The sequence below is a fragment of the Janthinobacterium sp. 75 genome (genome assembly GCF_004365495.1).
Classification (GTDB): domain Bacteria; phylum Pseudomonadota; class Gammaproteobacteria; order Burkholderiales; family Burkholderiaceae_D; genus Janthinobacterium.
This window is the reverse complement of sequence record NZ_SORD01000001.1, coordinates 5,034,937-5,055,908: the sequence shown is the minus strand read 5'-3', so window position 1 is coordinate 5,055,908 and position 20,972 is coordinate 5,034,937. Positions and strand designations below refer to the sequence as shown.

The 20,972-nt window shown below is 63.6% G+C and carries 21 protein-coding genes; 15 read left to right on the top strand and 6 right to left on the bottom strand.

Features of this window, described 5'->3' with window-relative positions:
- Positions 1 to 14: 14 nt before the first annotated feature.
- The 10 genes from C8C89_RS22970 to C8C89_RS22925 all read left to right on the top strand — a co-directional run bounded on the left by C8C89_RS22970 (position 15) and on the right by C8C89_RS22925 (position 12,172).
- Complete coding sequence (locus C8C89_RS22970) at positions 15 to 1,208, top strand: MFS transporter (protein WP_243858196.1); 1,194 nt, start codon at positions 15 to 17, stop codon at positions 1,206 to 1,208.
- 100 nt (positions 1,209 to 1,308) lie between these two features.
- Positions 1,309 to 1,833 (top strand): hypothetical protein, encoded by a 525-nt coding sequence (locus C8C89_RS22965; protein ID WP_101480405.1) that lies wholly within the window; start codon positions 1,309 to 1,311, stop codon positions 1,831 to 1,833.
- Positions 1,834 to 1,843: 10 nt separating this feature from the next.
- Entirely contained in the window at positions 1,844 to 3,484 is a 1,641-nt protein-coding gene (locus C8C89_RS22960) for a GMC family oxidoreductase (RefSeq protein WP_133992743.1), read from the top strand.
- A complete protein-coding gene (locus C8C89_RS22955; RefSeq protein ID WP_101480407.1) occupies positions 3,481 to 4,440 on the top strand; it encodes an alpha/beta fold hydrolase in 960 nt (319 codons plus the stop codon). Before C8C89_RS22960 ends, C8C89_RS22955 begins: the two co-directional genes overlap by 4 nt.
- 302 nt (positions 4,441 to 4,742) lie before the next feature.
- Entirely contained in the window at positions 4,743 to 8,381 is a 3,639-nt protein-coding gene (locus C8C89_RS22950) for an EAL domain-containing protein (RefSeq protein WP_101480408.1), read from the top strand.
- A gap of 135 nt (positions 8,382 to 8,516) precedes the next feature.
- Positions 8,517 to 9,086: a phasin family protein gene (locus C8C89_RS22945; RefSeq protein WP_133992742.1), complete on the top strand. Its 570-nt coding sequence runs from the start codon at positions 8,517 to 8,519 to the stop codon at positions 9,084 to 9,086.
- A gap of 138 nt (positions 9,087 to 9,224) precedes the next feature.
- Positions 9,225 to 9,896 carry a TetR/AcrR family transcriptional regulator gene (locus C8C89_RS22940; protein ID WP_101480410.1) on the top strand — a complete coding sequence of 224 codons (672 nt, stop codon included), beginning with the start codon at positions 9,225 to 9,227 and terminating at the stop codon, positions 9,894 to 9,896.
- A gap of 41 nt (positions 9,897 to 9,937) precedes the next feature.
- Positions 9,938 to 10,711: a hypothetical protein gene (locus C8C89_RS22935; protein WP_101480411.1), complete on the top strand. Its 774-nt coding sequence runs from the start codon at positions 9,938 to 9,940 to the stop codon at positions 10,709 to 10,711.
- Between the two features lie 11 nt (positions 10,712 to 10,722).
- Positions 10,723 to 11,268 (top strand): TIGR00730 family Rossman fold protein, encoded by a 546-nt coding sequence (locus C8C89_RS22930; RefSeq protein WP_166674897.1) that lies wholly within the window; start codon positions 10,723 to 10,725, stop codon positions 11,266 to 11,268.
- Between the two features lie 310 nt (positions 11,269 to 11,578).
- Entirely contained in the window at positions 11,579 to 12,172 is a 594-nt protein-coding gene (locus C8C89_RS22925) for a PEP-CTERM sorting domain-containing protein (protein ID WP_133993630.1), read from the top strand.
- A gap of 87 nt (positions 12,173 to 12,259) precedes the next feature.
- Here the strand turns inward: C8C89_RS22925 and C8C89_RS22920 are convergent, their stop codons facing one another.
- From C8C89_RS22920 to C8C89_RS22910, 3 genes are all read right to left on the bottom strand, one after another.
- Positions 12,260 to 12,772: a M48 family metallopeptidase gene (locus C8C89_RS22920; protein ID WP_096234633.1), complete on the bottom strand. Its 513-nt coding sequence runs from the start codon at positions 12,770 to 12,772 to the stop codon at positions 12,260 to 12,262.
- 138 nt (positions 12,773 to 12,910) lie between these two features.
- Positions 12,911 to 13,312, bottom strand: a complete 402-nt coding sequence (locus C8C89_RS22915) for a KGG domain-containing protein (protein WP_101480414.1) — start codon at positions 13,310 to 13,312, stop codon at positions 12,911 to 12,913.
- Between the two features lie 47 nt (positions 13,313 to 13,359).
- Positions 13,360 to 13,872 carry a phasin family protein gene (locus tag C8C89_RS22910; protein WP_133992740.1) on the bottom strand — a complete coding sequence of 171 codons (513 nt, stop codon included), beginning with the start codon at positions 13,870 to 13,872 and terminating at the stop codon, positions 13,360 to 13,362.
- On the opposite strand from C8C89_RS22910, the gene C8C89_RS22905 reads away from it, so the two are divergent.
- From C8C89_RS22905 to C8C89_RS22895, 3 genes are all read left to right on the top strand, one after another.
- Positions 13,871 to 14,053 (top strand): hypothetical protein, encoded by a 183-nt coding sequence (locus C8C89_RS22905; protein ID WP_166674834.1) that lies wholly within the window; start codon positions 13,871 to 13,873, stop codon positions 14,051 to 14,053. The two genes, C8C89_RS22910 and C8C89_RS22905, sit on opposite strands and share 2 nt — an antisense overlap.
- 164 nt (positions 14,054 to 14,217) lie before the next feature.
- Entirely contained in the window at positions 14,218 to 15,087 is an 870-nt protein-coding gene (gene purU / locus C8C89_RS22900) for a formyltetrahydrofolate deformylase (RefSeq protein WP_133992736.1), read from the top strand.
- A gap of 50 nt (positions 15,088 to 15,137) precedes the next feature.
- Complete coding sequence (locus C8C89_RS22895) at positions 15,138 to 15,680, top strand: YaeQ family protein (RefSeq protein ID WP_034758748.1); 543 nt, start codon at positions 15,138 to 15,140, stop codon at positions 15,678 to 15,680.
- Between the two features lie 60 nt (positions 15,681 to 15,740).
- Here the strand turns inward: C8C89_RS22895 and C8C89_RS22890 are convergent, their stop codons facing one another.
- Positions 15,741 to 16,529 (bottom strand): head GIN domain-containing protein, encoded by a 789-nt coding sequence (locus C8C89_RS22890; protein WP_133992734.1) that lies wholly within the window; start codon positions 16,527 to 16,529, stop codon positions 15,741 to 15,743.
- Positions 16,530 to 16,717: 188 nt separating this feature from the next.
- On the opposite strand from C8C89_RS22890, the gene C8C89_RS22885 reads away from it, so the two are divergent.
- The gene (locus C8C89_RS22885) at positions 16,718 to 17,353 is read left to right on the top strand and encodes an SAM-dependent methyltransferase (RefSeq protein WP_133992732.1); all 636 of its coding nucleotides are present in this window, start codon (positions 16,718 to 16,720) and stop codon (positions 17,351 to 17,353) included.
- A gap of 52 nt (positions 17,354 to 17,405) precedes the next feature.
- Here the strand turns inward: C8C89_RS22885 and C8C89_RS22880 are convergent, their stop codons facing one another.
- Complete coding sequence (locus C8C89_RS22880) at positions 17,406 to 18,680, bottom strand: cytochrome c (protein WP_133992730.1); 1,275 nt, start codon at positions 18,678 to 18,680, stop codon at positions 17,406 to 17,408.
- A complete protein-coding gene (locus tag C8C89_RS22875) occupies positions 18,677 to 19,405 on the bottom strand; it encodes a c-type cytochrome (protein WP_133992728.1) in 729 nt (242 codons plus the stop codon). The genes C8C89_RS22880 and C8C89_RS22875 overlap by 4 nt, the downstream gene beginning before the upstream one ends.
- A gap of 150 nt (positions 19,406 to 19,555) precedes the next feature.
- Here C8C89_RS22875 and C8C89_RS22870 point away from each other — a divergent pair, with 150 nt between their 5' ends.
- A complete protein-coding gene (locus C8C89_RS22870) occupies positions 19,556 to 20,968 on the top strand; it encodes a PLP-dependent aminotransferase family protein (protein WP_133992726.1) in 1,413 nt (470 codons plus the stop codon).
- Positions 20,969 to 20,972 lie beyond the last annotated feature (4 nt).

The window sequence follows — 20,972 nt, the reverse complement described above, 5'->3', positions numbered from 1 at the left end:
GTCCTGGAATCGCCATGTCCCTAGCTTCTACCTCCGCCGCGCCCCGCGCCGCCACCGCACTGCCGCCCGCCATTTATCTGCTCTCCCTGTGCAGCTTTGCCTTCGGCCTGTCCGAATTCATTGCCGCCGGCATGTTGTCCGGCATGGCGCGCGACTTGCATGCCAGCGTGGCCGCCGCCGGTGGCGCCATCGCTGCGTATGCGCTGGGGGCGGCCATCGGTGCGCCCATGCTGACGGCCATGCTGGCGCGCCGGCCCACGCGCCAGGTTCTGGTAGCCACGATGGCCGTGCTGGCGGTCGGCAGCTTGGGCATGGCGCAAGCGCCGGCACTGGGCGCGCTGCTGGGCGTGCGCTTTGTCGTGGGCCTGGCGCATGGCGTGTTCATGGCGGTGGCCTCGCACGCGGCCACGAGCCTGGTCGACCCTTCCCGTGCGGGGCGCGCCCTGTCCATCGTCTGGCTGGGCCTGACCCTGGCGCTGGCCGGCGGCGTGCCGCTGGGGACCTGGGTGGGCGCCGTCTCGTCCTGGCGCTGGGTATTCGCCGCCATCGGCGTGCTGGCCCTGTGCGGCGGCGCCGGCTTGCGCTTCGCCATGCCTGCCGCGCGCCAGGAGACGGTTGCCGCATCGCCGCTGGCCAGCCTGCGCGCCATCGTGCGGCCGCCCCTGCTGCTGGCGGCCGGGGTGGCGGCGCTGGTCAGCGTAGCCGCCTTCAGCTTTTTCACGTATATCTCGCCCTTCCTGCTGCAACTGGGCGGACTCGATGCGGGCTGGCTGGGCGCCGCCATGCTGTGCTTTGGCGCGGGCGCCATCGGCGGCAACCTGCTGGGCGGCTGGTGCGCGGATCGCCCATCCGCATTGAGATCCACCATGCTGGCCCTGGCTGCGCTGGCGTGCAACCTCCTGGGGTTTTATGTGCTGCGTGCCCAGCCGCTGGCCATGCTGGCCCTGTGCGGCACTTTGGGCTTGCTGTTCTTTGCCCTCGTCACCCTGTCTACCATGCGTTTGCTACGCCTGGCGCAGCAGCATTGCCCGGGCAGTGACGCCGTGGCGGCGGGCTTGAATATTGCCGCCTTCAATGCGGGCACGGCCGCTGGCGGTGCGCTGGGCGGCGCGCTGATCGTCGCATTCGGTTTGCCCAGCATCGCCATCGGCGGTGCGCTGGCGGCGCTGCTGGCCATGCTGCTGTTATGGTTTGCGTCGAAAAAATAGACGCGACGCTCTAGGTTTTGCGTGCGGACAGCCCATGCCTTTGGCGTACACTGGCCTGCAAAAGGCCGTACAAAACAAGGGGAGACATGGTGGTGGAGACATGCTGATGCGACGCAGATCGTTTCTGAAACTGGGCTTGCTGGGCGCCTGTGCGCTGGCCGCCGGCGGCGCCGCGTACCGCGCGCTGCGGGGGCCGGCGCCACCGGGCCGTTTTGTACTCGATGGCGAGGCGCGCGCGGCGCTGGCGGCCATCGTGCCGGCCATGCTGGGCGAGGCATTGCCACAGGGGGGCGATACACGCAGCAAGGCGCTCGATGGCGCTATCGCCGGGGTGGAAACGGCCATCCACGGCCTGCCCCTGGCGGCCCAGCAAGAGGTGCAGGACCTGTTTGGTTTGCTGGCGCTGGCACCCGCGCGGCGCTTCGTTGCCGGCGTGCACGGTGGCTGGCCCGGGGCCGACCCGGCCCAGGTGGCCGCTTTCCTGCAGTCGTGGCGTACGCACCGCCTGGCCACCCTGCAGACGGCTTATCTGGCCCTGCACGACCTGATCCTCGGCGCCTGGTACGCCGATGCCGCCCACTGGGCCGCCATCGGCTATCCGGGACCGCTGCCCGAACTGAGCTGACATGGACACTATGAGCACATCTCCCATTCCCGACCCCATCGCCATCGGCGTGGCCAGTGGCTGGAACGTCACCGACGCCAGCACCCTGGCCTCCGACCGAAGCCTGGAAGCTGATGTCGTCGTCATCGGCAGCGGTGCCGGTGGCGGCGTGACGGCGGAAATCCTCGCGCTGGCTGGCCTGAAGGTCTTGATCGTCGAAGAGGGCGGCTTGAAGTCCTCAAAAGACTTCAAGATGCGCGAAGCGCAGGCCTATCCTGCGCTGTACCAGGAATCGGCCGCGCGCAAGACGCGCGACAAGGCCATCAACATCCTGCAGGGGCGCACCGTGGGCGGCTCCACCACCGTCAACTGGACCTCGAGTTTTCGCACACCGCCCGGCACCCTGGAATACTGGCACAAGCACTTCGGCCTGGCCGGCTACACGGTGGATGCGATGGCGCCGTGGTTCGCCATGATGGAAAAACGCCTGCACGTGAGCGACTGGGCCGTGCCGCCCAACGAAAACAACGATCTGCTGCGCCGTGGCGCCACGGTGCTGGGCATCCCGACGGCAGCCATCCGGCGCAATGTGAACGGCTGCTGGAACCTTGGCTACTGCGGCATGGGCTGCCCGACCAACGCCAAGCAGTCGATGCTGGTGACGACGATCCCCGCTGCGCTGGCGCTGGGCGCGGGCCTGCTCGTGCATGCGCGCGCGGAGCGTTTCATCTTCAAGGGCGAGCGCATCGACAGCCTGCAAGTGACCGCGCTGGACGCCAGCGGGCAGGTACCGACGGGCGTGCGCATGACCGTGAAGGCGAAACATTTTGTGCTGGCCGGCGGCGCCATCAACTCGCCGGCGCTGCTGCTGCGCTCGCAGGCGCCTGACCCGCATGGCTTGCTGGGCCGGCGCACCTTTTTGCATCCGACGGTGATCTCGGCGGGCCTGTTCCCGCAGCGCGTCGACGCCTACGCGGGCGCGCCGCAAACGATTTATTCCGACCATTTCCTGCACGTGGCGCCCATCGATGGTCCTATCGGCTACAAACTCGAAGCGCCGCCTTTGCACCCGCTGCTGATGGCCACCACCATGGGCGGCTTCGGTGATGAACATGCGCGCACCATGCGCGAATTCCCCCATGCGCACGGTTTGCTGGCGTTGCTGCGCGACGGCTTTCACCATGATTCGGCGGGCGGCAGCGTGTCCATCGACAGCTTCGGCGCGCCCGTGCTCGACTATCCGCTCACGCCATTCATCTGGGATGGCGTGCGGCGCGCGCTGCTGTCGATGGCGGAAATCCAGTTCGCCGCTGGCGCGAAAAGCGTGTATCCCGTACACGAGCTGGCCAGCCACTACACCAGCTGGGCTCAGGCGAAACAGGCCATTAACGGCTTGCCATTCAAGGCGCTGCTGGCCAGAGTGGTGTCAGCCCACGTGATGGGCGGCTGCGCCATGTCGGACGATGCGCGCCTTGGCGTGACGGGGGCCGATGGCCGCTACCACGGCGTGCGCAACCTGTCGGTGCATGACGGTTCGCTGTTCCCCACCTCGATAGGCGCCAATCCGCAGCTGAGCATCTATGCGCTGGCCGCGCGCCTGGCCAGCGGCCTGGCGCAAGCGTTGACGGGCAAGCCCGCGCCCGTTCCCGTTTCTGCTGCGACGACGGCATGATCTCGCGCATCCTCAAGTGGCTGATGCTGCTGCAAGTGCTGGCCGTGCTGGCAGTGGCATATCTGGCCATGCAGGCATGGGGCGTCGCCTCTCCCGCCATGGCCGTGCTGCTGGCGCTGGCCATGCTGCTGGCCGCGCGTGCGCTGATCGTGGCGCGCAATTTCTGGCAGAGCCGACGCGCCGGCAGCCCCGTGCCAGCGCAATATCAGTTGGGTGTGCTGGGCGTCGCGCGCCTGTTCCTGGGCGAATTGCGCGCCACCTTGTGGACCTCGTCGTGGGACATGCTGCGGCCGCGCCTGCAGGCGCCTGGCGCCGCCACGGATGCTGGGGACTTGCCGGTGCTGCTGATTCACGGCTATGTGTGCAACCGCGGCTACTGGACGCAGCTGAGCCGTCAGTTGGCGCGGGCCGGCATCGCGCATGACGCCGTCGACCTGGAGCCCATAGCCGCCGATATTGAGGATTTCGTGCCGCAAGTCGAGCAAGCCATTACCCAGCTGTGCGCCCGCACGGGCAGCGGGCAAGTCATTCTGGTGGCCCACAGCATGGGCGGCCTCGTGGCGCGCGCCTGGCTGCGCCGGCATGGCGTGGCCCGCGTGGCCCGCATCATCACCATCGGCACGCCGCACCATGGCACGGCGCTGGCCAACCTGGCGGCGGGCAGCAATGCGCGCCAGATGAGCCGCATCAATGGCGCACCGGACGCCTGGCTGTCGCAGCTGGCCGCCAGCGAGACGCCGGAACGGCGCGCACTGATCACTTCGATGTATTCACATCACGATAATATTGTCGCGCCTCAAACTTCCGCCCATTTGCCCGGCGCGCGCAATCTGGCCTTCGGCGGCATCGGCCATGTGGCGCTAGCCAGCGATGCGCGCGTGCTGCGTCAGCTCTTGGCACAAATCACTATCAAGAACGAAGTCACCCAGCCCCCGTCTTGCGCCCACTTTTCCTGAATCTTGTTGTGTTTTGTCTGCACGGCAAGACTGACTCTTTTGACTCTGCTGTTGCCTGTATTTAACAGCGCAAGGGACAGATAATGCTGTTTTCCACTGGCGTACTGTATTAAGCTAGCGTCGGAAGACAGCCGGGAAAAATTTACTCCCGAGGCCGCTTGTGCCGTTCCGCAGGCGACTTGCGGCCACCTATTTCTCTGAATGTATGGCAAGATGTTGCAGGATTGTTATGTAGGCCGCGCATGCGGAAAATCGAACGCAGGCAGAAAATGAGTCCATGCAGTTTTTATTGGGGGTGCTAATTGTCCGCACGTATCCTGATTATCGAAGATAACGCCACCAATATGGAATTGATGGTGTACCTGTTGCGTGCCTTCGGGTACACACCACTGGCCGCCTATGACGGCGAAGAAGGCGTGCGCATGGCACGCAGCGAATTGCCGGACCTGATCATCTGCGATGTGCATTTGCCCAAGCTCGATGGCTATGGCGTGGTGGCCGAGCTGAAGAAAGACCCGCTGCTGCGCAAGATCCCGGCCCTGGCCGTGACGGCGCTGGCCATGGTGGGCGACCGCGAACGCCTGCTCGAAGCGGGTTTCAATGGCTATATAGGCAAACCGATTGAGCCGGACCTGTTCGTGGCGGAGCTGGAATCTTTTTTACCCGGGGCGCCGTCGACGCCAGTTAAAAACGACATAGCTACCATCTTGATCGTTGACGATCATGTGCTGAATCGCGAATTCCTGACAGCACTGCTGGGCTACGGCGGCCACCGCCTGCTGGAGGCGGCCAATGGCGCCGACGCGCTGGAGATACTGCGCACCGAGCGGCCGGACCTGATCATCTCGGACATCCTCATGCCGAACATGGACGGCTACGAATTCGTCACGCGCGTGCATGCCGATCCCGCGCTGACCGACGTGCCCATCATCTTTTATACGGCCACCTACCGCGAGCAGGAAGCGATCTTGCTGGCGCAGGCATGCGGCGTGCGCTGGGTGTTGCCCAAGCCGTCCGACCCCGAGGTGATCGTGCGCACGGTCAATGAGGCGCTGGGACTGATGCCGGCGGCCGCCCAGGCGCCCGTTGTGCCGGGCGCGGGCGATGGTGCGGCCCCTCCCGCCACTGGCAAGCTGGCCGGCATCGATCACCAGGTCAGCGGCTACCTCGACGAAGTTGAGTCCAGCAGCCAGCAGATTTCGCAGCTGGCCAGCCAGAGCGAAGGCCATGCCGCCATGCCCGAAGACCTGGGCATCATGACCGAGCGCCTGTCGCGTTCTCTGTCGAGCCTGCAGGCGGTGAGCCTGCGCCTGACGGCCCTGATCGAACTGGGCATCGAGTTGGGTGCAGAACGCGATCCGCGCGCCTTGATCGAGGCGGGTTGCAAGGTGGCGCAGAATATTTGCGTCTCCAAGTACGCCTGCATCGGCGTGCTGGAAGAGGGCGCCGAAAAGCTCAGCTATTTTTCGTCGTGCGGTGCAGAGAAAGACCTCGAGCGTATCGCCAGCGCACCGCGCACGGGTATCCTGAACCGCTTGCTGGAACAGCGCCAGCCCTACCGTGTAAATGGCTTGAAGGGCGACCCCGGCGCGCTGGGTCTGCCCGACACGCACCCGCCCGTGCACTCCTTCCTGGGCGTCGCCATCGCCTCGCGCGAGCGCAGTCACGGCTGGCTGTACCTGGTCGACAAGCTGGGGGCGAACGAGTTTTCCGAAGTCGACGAGCGGGTGGCCGCCACGGTAGCGGCGCAGATCGCCGTCGCCTATGACAACCTGCTGCTGTACGACGAGATCAAGCGCCACCACGAGCAGCTGACCCTGGACATGGCGGCGCGCATCCGCCTCGATGAAGACTTGCGCCGCTTCCGCCTGGCGATGGATGCCACGGCTGACGCGATTTTTCTCGTCGACCGCGCCGGCATGTGCTTCGTCGACGTCAACCAGACTGCCTGCCGCATGCTGGGCTTTGAACGCGAGGATTTCCTGCGCGTGGGGCCGGGGCGCGCGAACGAGGGCGAGACCCAGTTGGAAGAGCTGTACAACAAGCTGCTGGCCGGCGACCAGGGCGGCCCGATGACGGAATTGCAGCTGCAGCGCAAGGATGGCTCGCCGCTGTCGGTGGAAGTGCAGCGGCGTACCCTGCGCTCGGGGCAGAGCTGGATTCTGGTGGCCGTGGCGCGCGACATCACCGAGCGCAAGGATGCCGAGCAGCGCCTGATGAAGCTGGCCCATTTCGATACCTTGACGGGCTTGCCGAACCGCAGCCAGTTTTACGCCTCGCTGACGCACTCGCTGTCGCAGGCGGCCGAACACCAGTGGGCCGTCGCCGTGCTGTTCATGGACATCGACCGCTTCAAGAATATCAACGACACCCTGGGCCACACCATCGGCGACGACCTGCTGCGCCAGTTTTCCAGCCGCCTGGTCGATTGCCTGCGCGTGCGCGATACCATCGGCCGCTTTGGTGGCGATGAGTTTGCCACCATCCTGGTGCTGCCAGAAGGCGCCCAACATGCCGTGGGCGTGGTCGACAAGATCCGCGAAGCGATGCGCAAGCCTTTCGACTTGCAGGGCCACGAGGTGACGGTGACGGTCAGCATCGGCATTTCGGTGTTCCCCGAAGACGGCGTCGATGCGGACACCCTGATTCAGTACGCCGACACGGCCATGTACCGCGCCAAGGAGGCCGGGCGCGATGCCTTCCGCTTCTTTACGGCGGAAATGAATGCACAATCGATGGCGCGGCTGGACATGGAAAATGCCTTGCGGCGTGCCATCGACAACGAGGAATTCGTACTGTTCTTCCAGCCCAAGGTGAATATCATCTCGGGGCGCATCAGCGGCGCCGAGGCGCTGATACGCTGGCGCCGCCCCGGCCACGGCATGGTCTCGCCGGCCCTGTTCATCCCCCTGCTGGAAGAAACGGGGCTGATCGTGCGCGTCGGTAACTGGGTGCTGGACGAAGCCTGCAAGAAGATCAGCGAGTGGTGTGCCAGCAGCATCGGCCCCGTACACCTGTCGGTGAATGTGTCGGGTATCCAGTTTTTCGTCGGCGGCCTGGAAGAAGAGGTCCTCAAGGCGATCAGCAAGCACGATATCGCGCCCGACCTGCTGGAACTGGAGCTGACGGAAAGCTCGCTGATGTCGAATGCCGAGGAAACCATCGCTGTGCTGCGCAACCTGAAGGCGCTGGGCATCCAGATTTCCATCGACGATTTCGGCACCGGCTATTCCAGCCTGGCCTACCTGAAGCGTTTCCCCATCGACAAGCTGAAGATCGACATCGCCTTCGTGCGCGAAGTGACCAGCAATCCGGACGACGCGGCCATCGTGCTGGCCATCATCAGCATGGCGCACAGCATGAAGCTGGAAGTGATCGCAGAAGGCGTGGAAAACGATGCGCAACTGGCCTACCTGCGTCGCCACGGCTGCGACGAGATGCAGGGTTATTATTTCAGCCGCCCCGTGCCGCAGGAAGAATTCGAGCAGATGCTGATGGGCGGCAAGCTGCTGCAGGCGCCGCAGGATGCCGATGGCGACGAACAGCAAACCTTGCTGATCGTCGACGACGATGTCTTCATGCTCGACGTGCTCAGCGACTTCCTGGCGCAGGACGGCTACCGCATCCTGACGGCGCAGACGGCCGCCGAGGGCTTCGACATCCTCGCGCGCCACAAGGTGCAGGTGATCCTCTGTGACCAGTGCATGCCGCTCATGAGCGGCACCGAATTCATGGAGCGGGTCAAGCACTTGTGTCCCGCCACCTTCCGCATCATGCTGTCGGCCTTCGCCGACCTGACGCCCATCATGGCGGCCATCAACCGTGGCGCCGTCGACCGCTTCTATACCAAGCCGTGGAAAGGCGCTGTGCTGCGCGAGAATATTCGCGAAGGCTTCCGCCTGCACAAGCTGCTGCATGGCCCGGTGAAAGCGGCCGCCTAGGGGCGGGCCATTGGGTGCGCTGGCGTACGTTTAGAAGCAGCTTTCTATCGAATTAGACTCCCGTCTCTAGTTTTGCTCACTAGAATAAAAAGCATCCATGAAGTGGCATGGCCTTTCATATGACGGGAGCGGGCGATGGTGAAGAAATTGAAGGAGTTGACGGAAGACAAGGAATTGGCGAGCGCCGTGCGCGCGTCCGCGCAGCAGATCTGGCAAGCGGGCCTCGGTGCCTTCGCCAAGGCGCAGGAAGAGGGCGGGCGCGTGTTTTCCAAGCTGGTGAAGGACGGCACGGAATTCCAGAAGCGCGCCGAAGACAAGGTGGCCGATGTCAGCGACAGCGTCAGCAAACTGGCCGATGGCGTGGGCAAGCAGGCCAGCGGCTCCTGGGACAAGCTGGAACAGGTATTTGAAGAGCGCGTGGCGCGTGCCCTGGCCACCATCGGCGTGCCCATGCAAAACGATATCGCCGCGCTGCATGCCAAGATCGATGCCTTGAGCCTGCAGGTGGCAGCGCTGTCCGGCAAGGCTGCGCCGGCGCCCAAGCCGAAGGCTGGGGCCAAGCCCGCCGTGAAAGCGGCGCCGAAAGCGGCCGTCGCCAAGGCCCCGGCCAAGCCGGCAGCCAGGGCCGCGCCGCGCGCCGCAGCCCAGCCAGTGAGCAAGCCTGCTGCGAGAGCGGCGGCGAAGAAAAAAGCGCCGCCAGCCTGAGTCGGCGCAGCCTTCCTCCAGCCTGCTCGCGCAGGCTTTTTTTTGCCCGGACTTTTCGCCGGCGCCGTGGGGCGGCGTGTTTCATTACGGCTATCTAAGGTGGTATGCTTGAGGCAGAACACAGAGAGATTGCCCGCCATGCTACAAAAAGCACCACGCCGTACCCGCGAACGCATCCTGGAGTTGTCGCTACGCCTGTTCAATGAGTTTGGTGAGCCGAATATCACGACGACCGTGATTGCGGAAGAGATGAATATTTCGCCGGGAAACCTGTATTACCACTTCCGTAACAAGGACGACATCGTCAATTCGATCTTCGTCCAGTTCGAGGCGGAAATCGAACGCATCCTGACCGTGCCTGACGGGCGCCGCTCGAATATCGAGGATGTCTGGCTGTATTTGCACCTGATGTTCGAACTGATCTGGCGCTACCGCTTTTTCTATCGCGACCTCAATGATTTGCTGTCGCGCAACCGCAAGCTGGAACTGCACTTCAAGCTGATCCTGGCGCACAAGATCAAGGTGGCCACGCAGCTGTGCGAAGATTTGCGCAGCGAACAGTCCCTGGAGGCGTCGGACATGGAAGTCGCTGCCATGGCGACGAATATGGTGGTCGTTGCCACCTACTGGCTGTCGTACGAGTATGTGCGCAACCCGCGCAAGTACAGCGAGCAGCAATCGATGTCCGATGCGCTGGCGCGCGGCTGCTACCAGGTGCTGTCCCTGATCGGGCCGTATTTGCGCAATGAAACGCATTTGCTGTTTCGCAAACTGTCGGAAGAGTATGTGACCAAACTCAAGAAAGACTGACACGGTCGCTGGCGGCAAGTGCTTATTTACAGGAGAAATGTATGGCTTGGAAACAATTCCCCTATCCGGGCGAAGCATATGTCTACACGCCGCAAACCCTGGAGGCAGCCTGGGCGCGCCTGCATGCGGGCGACGTGGAACCGTTTCCCACGCACGCGGCGCTGGTGCAGGCCTGGCTGGCCTTCCACGCGGGCGACTTCGAGCGCGCCGTGAAGCTGGGCCTGGCCGTCGGCGTGCCCGGCTATGCGGTGGCGCACAAGGCGACCTGTATTTATGCCACGCACCTGGAGGTGAACGACAGCCAGAAACTCGACATGTACGAAGAAGTGGCCGAGCGCTGCGAGCGCCAGCAGAGCGAGCAGCCGGACAATCCGGCCGGCTACTACTGGCATGCCTACAGCCTGGGCCGCTACGCGCTGGGTACGTCCGTCGTCAAGGCCCTGGCGCAGGGCATGGGGGCGCGCGTGCGCAACAGCCTGGACCGCACGATGACCATGGCGCCCATGCATGCGGAAGCGCATATCGCGTTTGGGATATATCATGCGGAAATTATCGACAAGGTCGGCGCCATGATAGGCGGCCTGACCTACGGCGCCAACAAGGAAGATGGCTATCAGCACTTCAAGACGGCGCTGGCCCTGACGCCGTATTCGGCGCTGGCGCACAGCGAGTACGCGCGGGCCTTGAACATGCTCGACGGAAAGAAAAAGCTGGCGGAAGCGCTGGCCCTGTATGAAAAGGCGGCCGAGTGTGTGGCCCTGGACGCCAAGGAACGCCTCGAGGTCGAGGCGGCGATCGATGAACTGAAAGGGTAGGAAATACTGTGATCAAGGCTTTATGTGTGTACTGTGGCGCTAACGCGGGTGTCTCGCCCGACTATGCGGTGGCGGCGCGCGAACTGGCGCGCGTGCTGGTGGCGGAAAATATCTCACTGGTGTATGGCGGCGGCAAGGTCGGCCTGATGGGCGTGATCGCCGATGAAGTGCTGCGCCTCGGTGGCGAGGTGACGGGCGTGATTCCCACCCAGCTGGTTGAACGCGAAGTGGGCCACACGGGCTTGACGCGTCAGTTCATCGTGAAGGACATGCATGAACGCAAGGCGATGATGGCCAGCCTGTCCGATGCCTTCATCGCCATGCCCGGCGGCTATGGCACCCTGGAAGAGCTGTTCGAGATGCTCACGTGGGCCCAGCTGGGCTTGCATGCCAAGCCCATCGGCCTGCTCAATGTTGACCGTTTCTATGATGGCCTGATTGCTTTCGTGGAAAACGGCAGGGAACAGGGCTTCATCCGCCCGCAGCACGCGGCTTTCCTCAACGCCGATGCCGATCCTGCCGCGCTGGTGCAGCGCCTGAAGGACTGCGCGCCCTAGCGTCGTCGATGCCTTGCGATACAGCCATGCCTTGGAAAGTGCATGGCTTTTTTGTTTCCGCACGGGAAAATTGATCGCGCTCAACATTTCAATTAATAAAAATATATCTAAAATATTTCCTTCGAGGCATGTTTTTTTGAAAATTAAGATGCTTTTTATGCATGGATGTGGTCTACTGGCATGGTTCAAAAGTTAGGAATATCGGACACCGACGAGTGTTGTACGGACTCCCAAAAAAAGGTGCCGATCCGTTTCCAGTTGCCGCAACCACGCTACTTCATCATCTCGAAAGGATGCTATTTTGAAACCAATGACCCTCTTGCGCGCGACTGCTGTCGCTGCCCTTCTCGCCGCTGGCGGCGCCCACGCGCAAACCACTACCATCGGCTTCGATGCGCTGGAACAGCCCGGCATCCTCGGTTCCCTTTTCCCCTCCTACTCGGAAGGCGGCTACGATTTCAACAGCAGCTTCCTGGGTCTGTTGAGTTCTGCGCATCAGAGCAGCTTGGCCTACGCGGGCTCGGCCGGCCTGAGCGCCACGCTGCTGTCGACGACAACCTTGAGCCGTACCGACGGTGCTGCATTCTCGCTCAGCTCGATCAGCCTGGCTGACTTCGTGAGCTTGCCCGGTTCCTACGACGTGACCTTTGTCGGCCATCAGGTGGGCGGCGGCACGGTGACCCAGACCTTCAGTCTCGATGGCAGCCATACTTTCAGCGATTACACGTTCACGGGCTTCGACAATCTGGTGTCGGCATCGTGGAAGGAAGGCGCCTTGCACACCTTCCAGGTCGATAATATCGCCGCCAGTGTGAGCGCCGTGCCCGAACCGGCCACGTATGGCATGCTGCTGGGCGGCCTGGGCCTGCTGGCCTTCCTGCGCCGCCGCAAGAACGCCGCCTGAGCCTGAATTAGCGCCGACCCTGCCGGCGCACACGAAAAAAAGCCGCCTTTTACCAGGCGGCTTTTTCACGCCGGTCGACACCGGCCGTCACGACCACAGGCGCTGGCCCGACAGGTCGAGCTGGGTCAGGTACAGGCGCACGTCGAATTCGTACTGGTGGTACTGCGGTTCCATGTACGCACACAGCTTGTAGAAGGCCTTGTCATGTTGCTTTTCTTTTACATGCGCCAGTTCGTGCACGGCGATCATGCGCAGGAATTCCAGCGGCACTTCCTTGAACATGGTGGCCACGCGGATTTCATGCTTGGCCTTGAGCTTGCCGCCCTGCACGCGCGAGATCGAGGTATGCAAGCCCAGCGCATGCTGGATCACGTGGATCTTGCTGTCGAACGCCACCTTGTTAATGGGCTCGGCGTTGCGCAGGAATTCATTCTTCAAGTCTTGCACGTACTGGTACAACGCCTTGTCGTTGCGCACATCGTGCGCATTCGGGTAGCGTTTTAACAGGACTTCGCCCAGCTTGTCTTGCGCGATCAGTTGCTGCACTTGCGCTTGCGTTTGTTCGGAATAGGCGCTCAGGTATTTCAGGGATGGCTGCATGCGGGGAAGGGCGGGGTGGCGGGGAAGGCGAGAATGTACCATACCGCCGCCCCCCGCGCTGCGCCGGCCCCGGCATGGGGCCGCCAGCGCCGCCCCGTGCCGTCCTCAAGCCGTGCGTGGCAGGTCAGCCAGTCAGCACTAGCCCTGGCCCTTGTCGTCCTCGTCTTTGCTGCCTTGCCGGCTCGCCTTGGCTTGCTGCTCGGCGCTGCCGCTGCCTGCCGTGCTGCTGCTGCGGCTTTCATTGGCGCGCTGGGCCGATTGCCGGCTTTCGCCACCCTTGCGGCCGATTTCCGCCATGTGTACACGGTTGCGGCTGACGGCTTCGCCGCCTTTCTGCCCGGCCCGGCGCGCCTCTTCCGAGTCGAATTCATGCGCCGTGCCCTTTTGATGGGCTGCCTGACCGCCCTTGCTGGCAATTTCGCGTTGCTGCTGCTCGTTCATGGCGGCGAAGCCGCGCTTGATCGTTCCTTTGGCGTTGCCCGATTCCTTGGTTTTCTGGCTGCTGCCAGCGCCGTTGCCCTGCTCATTACTGTTAGCCATGTCGCTCTCCTTGCTGTCGGGTGGGGTCTGGTGTTCAATTCAAGTGTTCAATGCACCTGATCGGATTGCCTGCTGGTATCGCCGCTGTGGCCCGCGCCATCGCGGTGCTCCATGGCGTGCATTTTCTCGATCATGTCGCGCTGGCGCTGCGTGGCCTTTTCCGTTTCTGCCGCCGTCTTGCGCGCCACTTCGTCAGCAAAGGCCACGGCTGTGCGGCTCGCTTCGGGCAGGTGATACTGTGCCGTTTGGTTCATCTCGACATTGGCACTGGCGACGAGATTGCCGAGTCGCTGCTGGTATTGGCGTAGTTTGTTGCTGCCCGGCTGGAATTGGGCAGCGGCCAGCGACATGAACTCGCCCGTGTCGCGCGCGCACAGCAGTTGCTGGCTGGCGCTGCTCCATTCCTCCAGCAGCTCTTGCGCCAGCCGCAGATGGAGCTCGCTCAGTTGCTGCGCCGTGTCGAACAGCTTGCGCGATAGGTCTGTGGCGAAGTTGCACTGGGCCTCCAGATGGGACTTCAGGGCGGGGATGGGACTTGGGGGGAGACTGTTTGTGGACATGTTCTACCTCAATGAAAAGCTGATCCAGGAAACACCCGGCGCACCGGATGCGACGTATGCGGAGACAAGCAAAGAGATAGACGCCGAATGGCGTGCCAGGTTCCACGCCGGATGCCCGTTTAGCCCGGAAATGGCAGCTGGCAGGTGGAAAATCGCGATGACTTTGTGCCAGATCAAATGAACGACAATCGTCTTGCCAGCGCTGGCAGTCATGCTGCTTGTGTGGAAAATGCTGGCTTACAGGCCCTGCCGTGCGACAATAGCCAGCTCGCGGCAGCGCAGCCGATGGCCGGCGCGCGTGGCTGAGCCGAGCATAGACCACCTTTTTTGCCTTATTCCGCGACCATGACGCATCCCGAATACATCCTGACCCTGTCCTGCCTGGACCAGCGCGGCATCGTGCACCGCGTATCCGGCTTCCTGGCCGAACACGGCTGCAACATCATCGATTCCGCCCAGTTCGGCGACCAGGAGTCCCAGCTGTTCTTCATGCGCGTGCATTTCGCGCTCGAAGACGGCGCCATCAGCGACGCCCAGTTGCGCAGCGACTTCGCCGACCTGTCGCAAGCCATGCAGCTCAATGGCCAATTACACGATGCGCGCGTCAAGCCGCGCGTCATGCTGATGGTGTCGAAGATTGGTCACTGCCTGAACGATTTGCTGTTCCGCTACAAGAGCGGCTTGCTGAACGTGGAAATCCCCGCCATCGTATCGAACCACATGGAGTTCTACCAGCTGGCGGCCAGCTACAATATTCCCTTCCACCACCTGCCGCTGGCGGCTGGCGCGCCGGAAGCGGCCAAGCTGGCGCAGGAAGCGAAGATCATCGACTTGATGGACACGCACAAGATCGACCTGGTGGTGCTGGCGCGCTACATGCAGATCCTGTCGCCCGGCCTGTGCCAGGCGCTCGACGGCCGCGCCATCAATATTCACCATTCTTTCCTGCCCAGCTTCAAGGGCGCCAAGCCGTATGCGCAGGCGCACTTGCGCGGCGTCAAGCTGATCGGCGCGACGGCCCATTTCGTCACGGGCGACCTGGATGAAGGCCCGATCATCGAGCAGGATGTCGAGCGCGTCGACCATGCGATGGATGCCGAAACGCTGACGGCCATCGGCCGCGACGTCGAGTGCGTGGTGCTGGCGCGCGCCGTGAAATGGTTCGTCGAACACCGCATCCTGAAAAATGGCGACAAGACGGTAGTGTTCCGCTGATGCCGTCGCCCGTACAATATTGACATCCACTTTACCGAGACAGAAACACGATGGCCCTTAAAGCAACAATTTTCAAAGCCGATCTGCAGATCGCCGACATGGACCGTAACTATTACCAGGATCACGCGCTGACCCTGGCACGCCACCCGTCAGAAACGGACGAGCGCATGATGGTGCGCCTGCTGGCGTTCGCCATCCACGCCGACGAGGCGCTGACTTTCACCAAGGGCTTGTTCGATACGGAAGAACCCGACCTGTGGCAGAAAGACCTGACGGGCGCCATCCAGCTGTGGATTGAAGTGGGCCAGCCCGACGAAAAGCGTATCCTGAAGGCGTGCGGGCGTTCGGAACAAGTGATCGTCTACAGCTATGGCGCAACCAGCCATATCTGGTGGAAGCAAATCGCGAACAAACTGGAACGGGCGAAGAACTTGACCGTAATCAACCTGCCATCCGAGGCGGCGCAAGACATGAGCAAGCTGGCGCAGCGCAACATGCAGTTGCAATGCACGATCCAGGATGGCCAGATCTGGCTGACCGACAGCGTCAACACGGTCTTGATCGACCGCGAACCGGTGAAGCCGGCGCGCTGATTCTGACCGTTAGAAACGCCAAAAGCCCGGAGCGATCCGGGCTTTTGTCATTGCAGGCGCTTAATTCGGCGCGCTGCCCAGGCGCTTGATGCTGCTGGAGCGTTGCATGCGGCGGCTGATGCGCGGATCGCCGTAGTAGCTCACCTCGCCCGAGCCGCCTATGCTGATGGTCAAGTCGTCCTTAGCCCACACTTCCGCCTCGCCCGAGCCGCCGATGCTTACCTGCACCTCACGCGCGGCCAGGCGGCCCGCCTGGATATTGCCCGAGCCGCCGATCGATGCCGTCAGTTGCTCCGTCTTGCCGCTGGCCTTGAAGTTGCCGCTGCCGCCGATGGCCACGGCCACCTGGCGGCTGTCGAGATCGCGCGCGTTGATGGAACCGGAGCCGCCCACGTCGAAGCGCAGATTGTCGGCGCGCAAGCCCGTCGCCGTGATGCTGCCCGAGCCGCCCACGCTGATGCGCTCCACCTGGCGCGCCTGGATGACGATGGTCAGGTTGCTCTGGCGGAAAAACGTATTGCGCCTGGCGGGGCGGATGCGCAGGGTGCCGTTTTCCACCACCGTTTCGATCAGCGGCAGGATATTGTCGTCGGCCTCGATGGTGATGCTGTCCGTGTTGCCAATGCGCAATTCGACCGTGCCCTGCACATTCAGCGCCACGCCATGGAAGCTGCCTACTTCGCGCGTCTGTTTTTGCAGCTTGCCGCTGCCCTGGATACCGTTGCTGGAGATCCAGTCGAGCGGCGACGCCAGCGCCGGCGCCGCCGGGATGGCCAGGGCGCAGACGGCCAGCAGCAGGGCGGCGCCAGCGTGGCGGCGGTGGCGCAGGTGGAAAAGTGGCTGTGTCATTCTTGCTCCCTGTTTTGAATTGGACTGCCTGCATGGTATGCCAGCCGGTGGTGCCTGCGTACCGTGCTGCGACAGACTGCGGCAGCGGCGGCACAGAATGCGGGAGGATGCGACAGGATGGCATGAGGTATCATGCGGGTATTGGACATACGACGACCGGCACGCGCCGGCCACACTACTGGAATTACATGCTGATCATCACCATCAAACAGGGCAAGGAAAAGAGCTTGCTGGGCCAATCGTGGATTTACGCGTCCGCGATTGAAAAAGTCGAAGGCAAGCCGCAGGAAAAAATGAAGCCCGGCTCGACGGCCATCGTGCAAAGCTCGGCCAAGCAGTTCATCGCCCGCGCCGCCTACAATTCGAAGTCGCAGATCCGCGCGCGCATCTGGAGCTTCAAGGAAGACGAACCGGTCGACCACGCGCTGATCAAGCGCAGGGTCAAGGCCGCCATCGAGAAAAAGCTGCCGGCCATCAAGAAGGCGGGCGAGAACCAGCTGTTGACCCTGATCAAGGGCGAAGACGAGGGCTTGCCGGGCCTGGTGGTGCAGCTGTTTGGCGGCGTGCAAGGCTATCTGATCTGCGAATTCAATGCCGGTGGCGTCGATGCGTGGAAAGTGGCCATCGTGCAATCGCTGATGGCGTCCACGGGCTGCGTGAACGCGTATGAGCGTTGTGACGACTTGATGCGCAAGGGCGAAGGCTTGCCCCTGATCGACGGCGCCCTGGCCGGCGAAGAGCCGCCCGATGAAGTCATGCTGACGGACAACGGTGTGCGCTATGCGCTGGATTTGAAGACGGGGCACAAGAGCAAGTTTCGCTGAGAATTGCTGTGGTTCATGAAAAAGCCGGCGCGAGCCGGCTTTTTCATGCCTGCTACTCCAGCGGCACGCTGCGGTATTTATTGACTTCCAGCGCAGACACCGCCGGCGCGTCATTGCCCCAGGAAGCGCGCAGATACGTCACCACGGCTGCCACCTCGGCGTCATCCATGACGGGGCCGAACGGCGGCATGCCGTAGGGGCGCGGGTTGCCGCTTGTCCCCGGCGCAAAACCGCCGTTGAGCACCAGGCGGATGGCGTTGACGGCCGAGGCCGTCGTCAGCGCGCGGTTGCCGGCCAGCGGCGGGTAGCCGGGCGGCACGCCCTTGCCGTCGGCCTGGTGGCAGCTTGCGCATTGCGCTTCATACAGTTTTGCGCCCAGCGCCAGTTGCTGCCTTGCTTGTTCCGATGTCTCGCGCGGCGCCCGTGGCGCCGCCTGCGCCGGGCCGGGCAAGCTTTTCAGGTACACGGCCATCGCTTGCAGGTCGGTGGTGCCCATGTATTGCAAGCTTTGCCGCACCACCTCGGCCATGGGGCCGAAGACGGTGGCGCGCGGCGAGACGCCCGTTTGCAGCAATTCCACGATATGCGCCGTGTCCCAGTCACCGAGGCCCGCTTCCGCGTCCGACGTCAGCGAAGGTGCGTACCAGCCCAGCACGGGGATCAGGCCGCCCGACAGGCCGTCGTTGCTGCCGCCCAGGGTGGTGCGGCTGCTATGGCAGGCGCTGCAGTGGCCCAGGCCCTGCACCAGGTAGGCGCCGCGGTTCCATTCCATGCTTTGCGTCGTCAGCGGCTGGTACACGCCCGGCTTGAAGTACAGCGCGCGCCAGGCGGCCAGCGCGATTTGCTGGTTGTAGGGGAAGCGCAGCGCGTGCGGCGCGTTTGCCTGCCTGTGCGGCGGCACGCTCTGAAAGTACGCGTACAGGGCGTCGCTATCTTCGCGCCGCACCTTGGTGTAGCTGGTGTAGGGAAAGGCCGGGTACAGCAAACGGCCATCTTTCGACTTGCCGTTGTGGATGGCGCGCCAGAAATCGTCGGCCGTCCAACTGCCGATGCCCGTTTCCCTGTCGGCCGTGATGTTGGGCGAGAGCACTTTGCCGAACGGCGTCTGCAAGGCCCGTCCGCCAGCGTACGGCACGCCGCCGCGTGTCGTGTGGCATGCCATGCAGTCGCCCGCCTTGGCCAGGTAGGCGCCGCGCGCGACCAGCTGCTGCCGGCTCAAGGTGCTGGCAACGGCGGGCGGGCCGATGTCGTCATCCGGGTACAGCAGGAATTTGGCGCTGCCGCCAGCGATCAGCACCAGGCCGGCCGCGATCATCCATTTTTTCATGGTGCCACCTGCGCGCCGGAGCCCGGCACGCCGCCGCAATGCAGGGGCAAGGGCAGGGCAATGCTGCTGGCGGGACGCGCATCGGCGCTGGCCACCTGCGTGCCGAGCCAGGCCGAGACGGCACCCACGTCCGCGTCCGACAGGCGCTGCGCTACCTGCGCCATGCAGTCGGGCGCATGGGCGCGGCGTATGCCGTTCTTCCAGGCGCCCAGCTGGGCGTTGATGTAGTCGCGCGGCAAGCCCAGCAAGCCGGGAATGGCAGGCGCCACGCCAGCCAGTTGCTGGCCATGGCAGGCGATGCAGGCCGGGATTTTTTTCGCGCTATCGCCTAGCAGCACCAGTTGCTTGCCCCGCGCCAGGGCCGTCGTGCCGGCGCTGCTGGGCTGGGCCGGCAGCGGGGCAGGGTGCTGCGCCGCAAAATAGTCGGCGATCTCGCGCAGGTAATCGTCCGGCAAGTGCTCGACCATGTAATTCATCATCGGATACTGGCGCCTTCCCTCGCGGAAATTGAGCAGCTGGTTGTACAGGTAGCCGGCCGGCTTGCCGGCGATGCGGGGGAAAAAGGCGTCATGGCGCTCTTTTTGCGCATGACAGGCCGTGCAGGCCTTGATGCGCTGTTCCAGGCTGTCGTGGCCCGCTGGCAGGGTGGCCGGTGCGGCCTCCGCCATGCGGGGCAAGGCGGAGGCCAGGACCAGCATCAGCACGAGGGGGGAATGCAGTAGCATGGAAAGTCGCATGGGAAAATAAGCTGTCTCGTCGGTCGGTGATATGCCGGTGTTGCTGCCCGGATGTTGTTACCCTAGCATATACCGGGCACTGTCATCGTGACAGGATCAGTTGTGCAATAAAACTACGGATCAGTTTGAGGAGCAGGGTTGAAACGATATGAGGAATTGGCGGAAGAAGTTGCCGCCATGATCAGCACGCAGTTGTTGCTGCCAGGTGATAAATTGCCCTCCGTGCGCCAGCAGCATGCGCGCAGGGGCGTGAGCCCGTCGACGGTGTTCCAGGCGTATTATTTGCTCGAAGCGCGCGGCATGATCGTCTCGCGTCCCCGCTCCGGCTATTACGTGGCGCCGCAGCGCGCCGCGCTGGCGCCCGAGCCGGACAGTTCGCGCCCGCTCGACGCCAGCACCACCGTCGATGTCAGCGACCTCGTCTTCGAGGTGCTGGGCGCCGTCGGTGCGCGCGATATCGTGCCCTTCGGCTCGGCCTTTCCCAGCCCCCATCTGTTCCCGATGGAACGGCTGGCGCGGGCCGTTTCGGCCAGCATGCGCCGTCTCGACCCGTGGAGCACGGTTACGGATTTATCCCTGGGCAATGCAGAATTGCGCCGCCAGATCGCCCTGCGCTATCAGCTTGACGGCGTGCTCGTCTCCAGCGACGACATCGTCATCACGAATGGCGCGCTGGAGGCGCTGAACCTGTGCCTGCAAGCCGTCACGCGGCCCGGCGACACGGTGCTGATCGAGTCACCCAGCTTTTATGCCTGCCTGCAGGCGCTGGAGCGGTTGGAACTCAAGGCCGTCGAGATCGCCACCAGCCCGCGTGACGGCGTCGATCTGGCGGCGCTGGAAGAGTTGTTGCAGCGCCACCAGCCCAAGGCGTGCTGGCTGATGACGAGTTTCCAGAATCCCCTGGGCAGCCTGATGCCGCCGGAAAAGAAGCGCGCGCTGGTGGACCTGCTGGCGCGCCATGGCGTGCCGCTGATCGAAGATGATGTGTATGGCGAGTTGTATTTTGGCAAGCAGCGCCCGGGCCTGACGAAAAGCCATGACAGCGCTGGCCTCGTCATGCATTGCAGTTCGTTCTCCAAGACCCTGGCGCCCGGCTTCCGCCTGGGTTGGGCCGTGGCGGGCCGCTACGCGCGCCAGGTCGAGCGCTTGAAACTGACCACCAGCCTGTCGGCGCCGATCCCGCTACAGATGGCACTGGCCGATTACCTGGCGCAAGGTGGCTACGACCGCCATTTGCGCCAGCTCCGGCTGACGTTGGCGGCACAGCAAAACACCATGCTGCAAGCCATCGCCGTGCATTTTCCGCGCGGCACGCGGGTCACGCGGCCGCAGGGCGGTTATTTTGTCTGGGTGGAAATGCCTGCCGGCGTCGATGCGCTGGCCTTGCACCGCAGCGCGCTGGCGGCAGGCATCAGCATCGCGCCCGGCCCCATTTTTTCCGCCACGCGCGCGTTTCGCCACTGTATCCGCCTCAATTACGGCCACCCGTGGAGTCCGCAGCTGGAAGAGGCCATCGCTACCCTTGGGCGGCTGGCGCTGGCGGCGGCATAGGGGC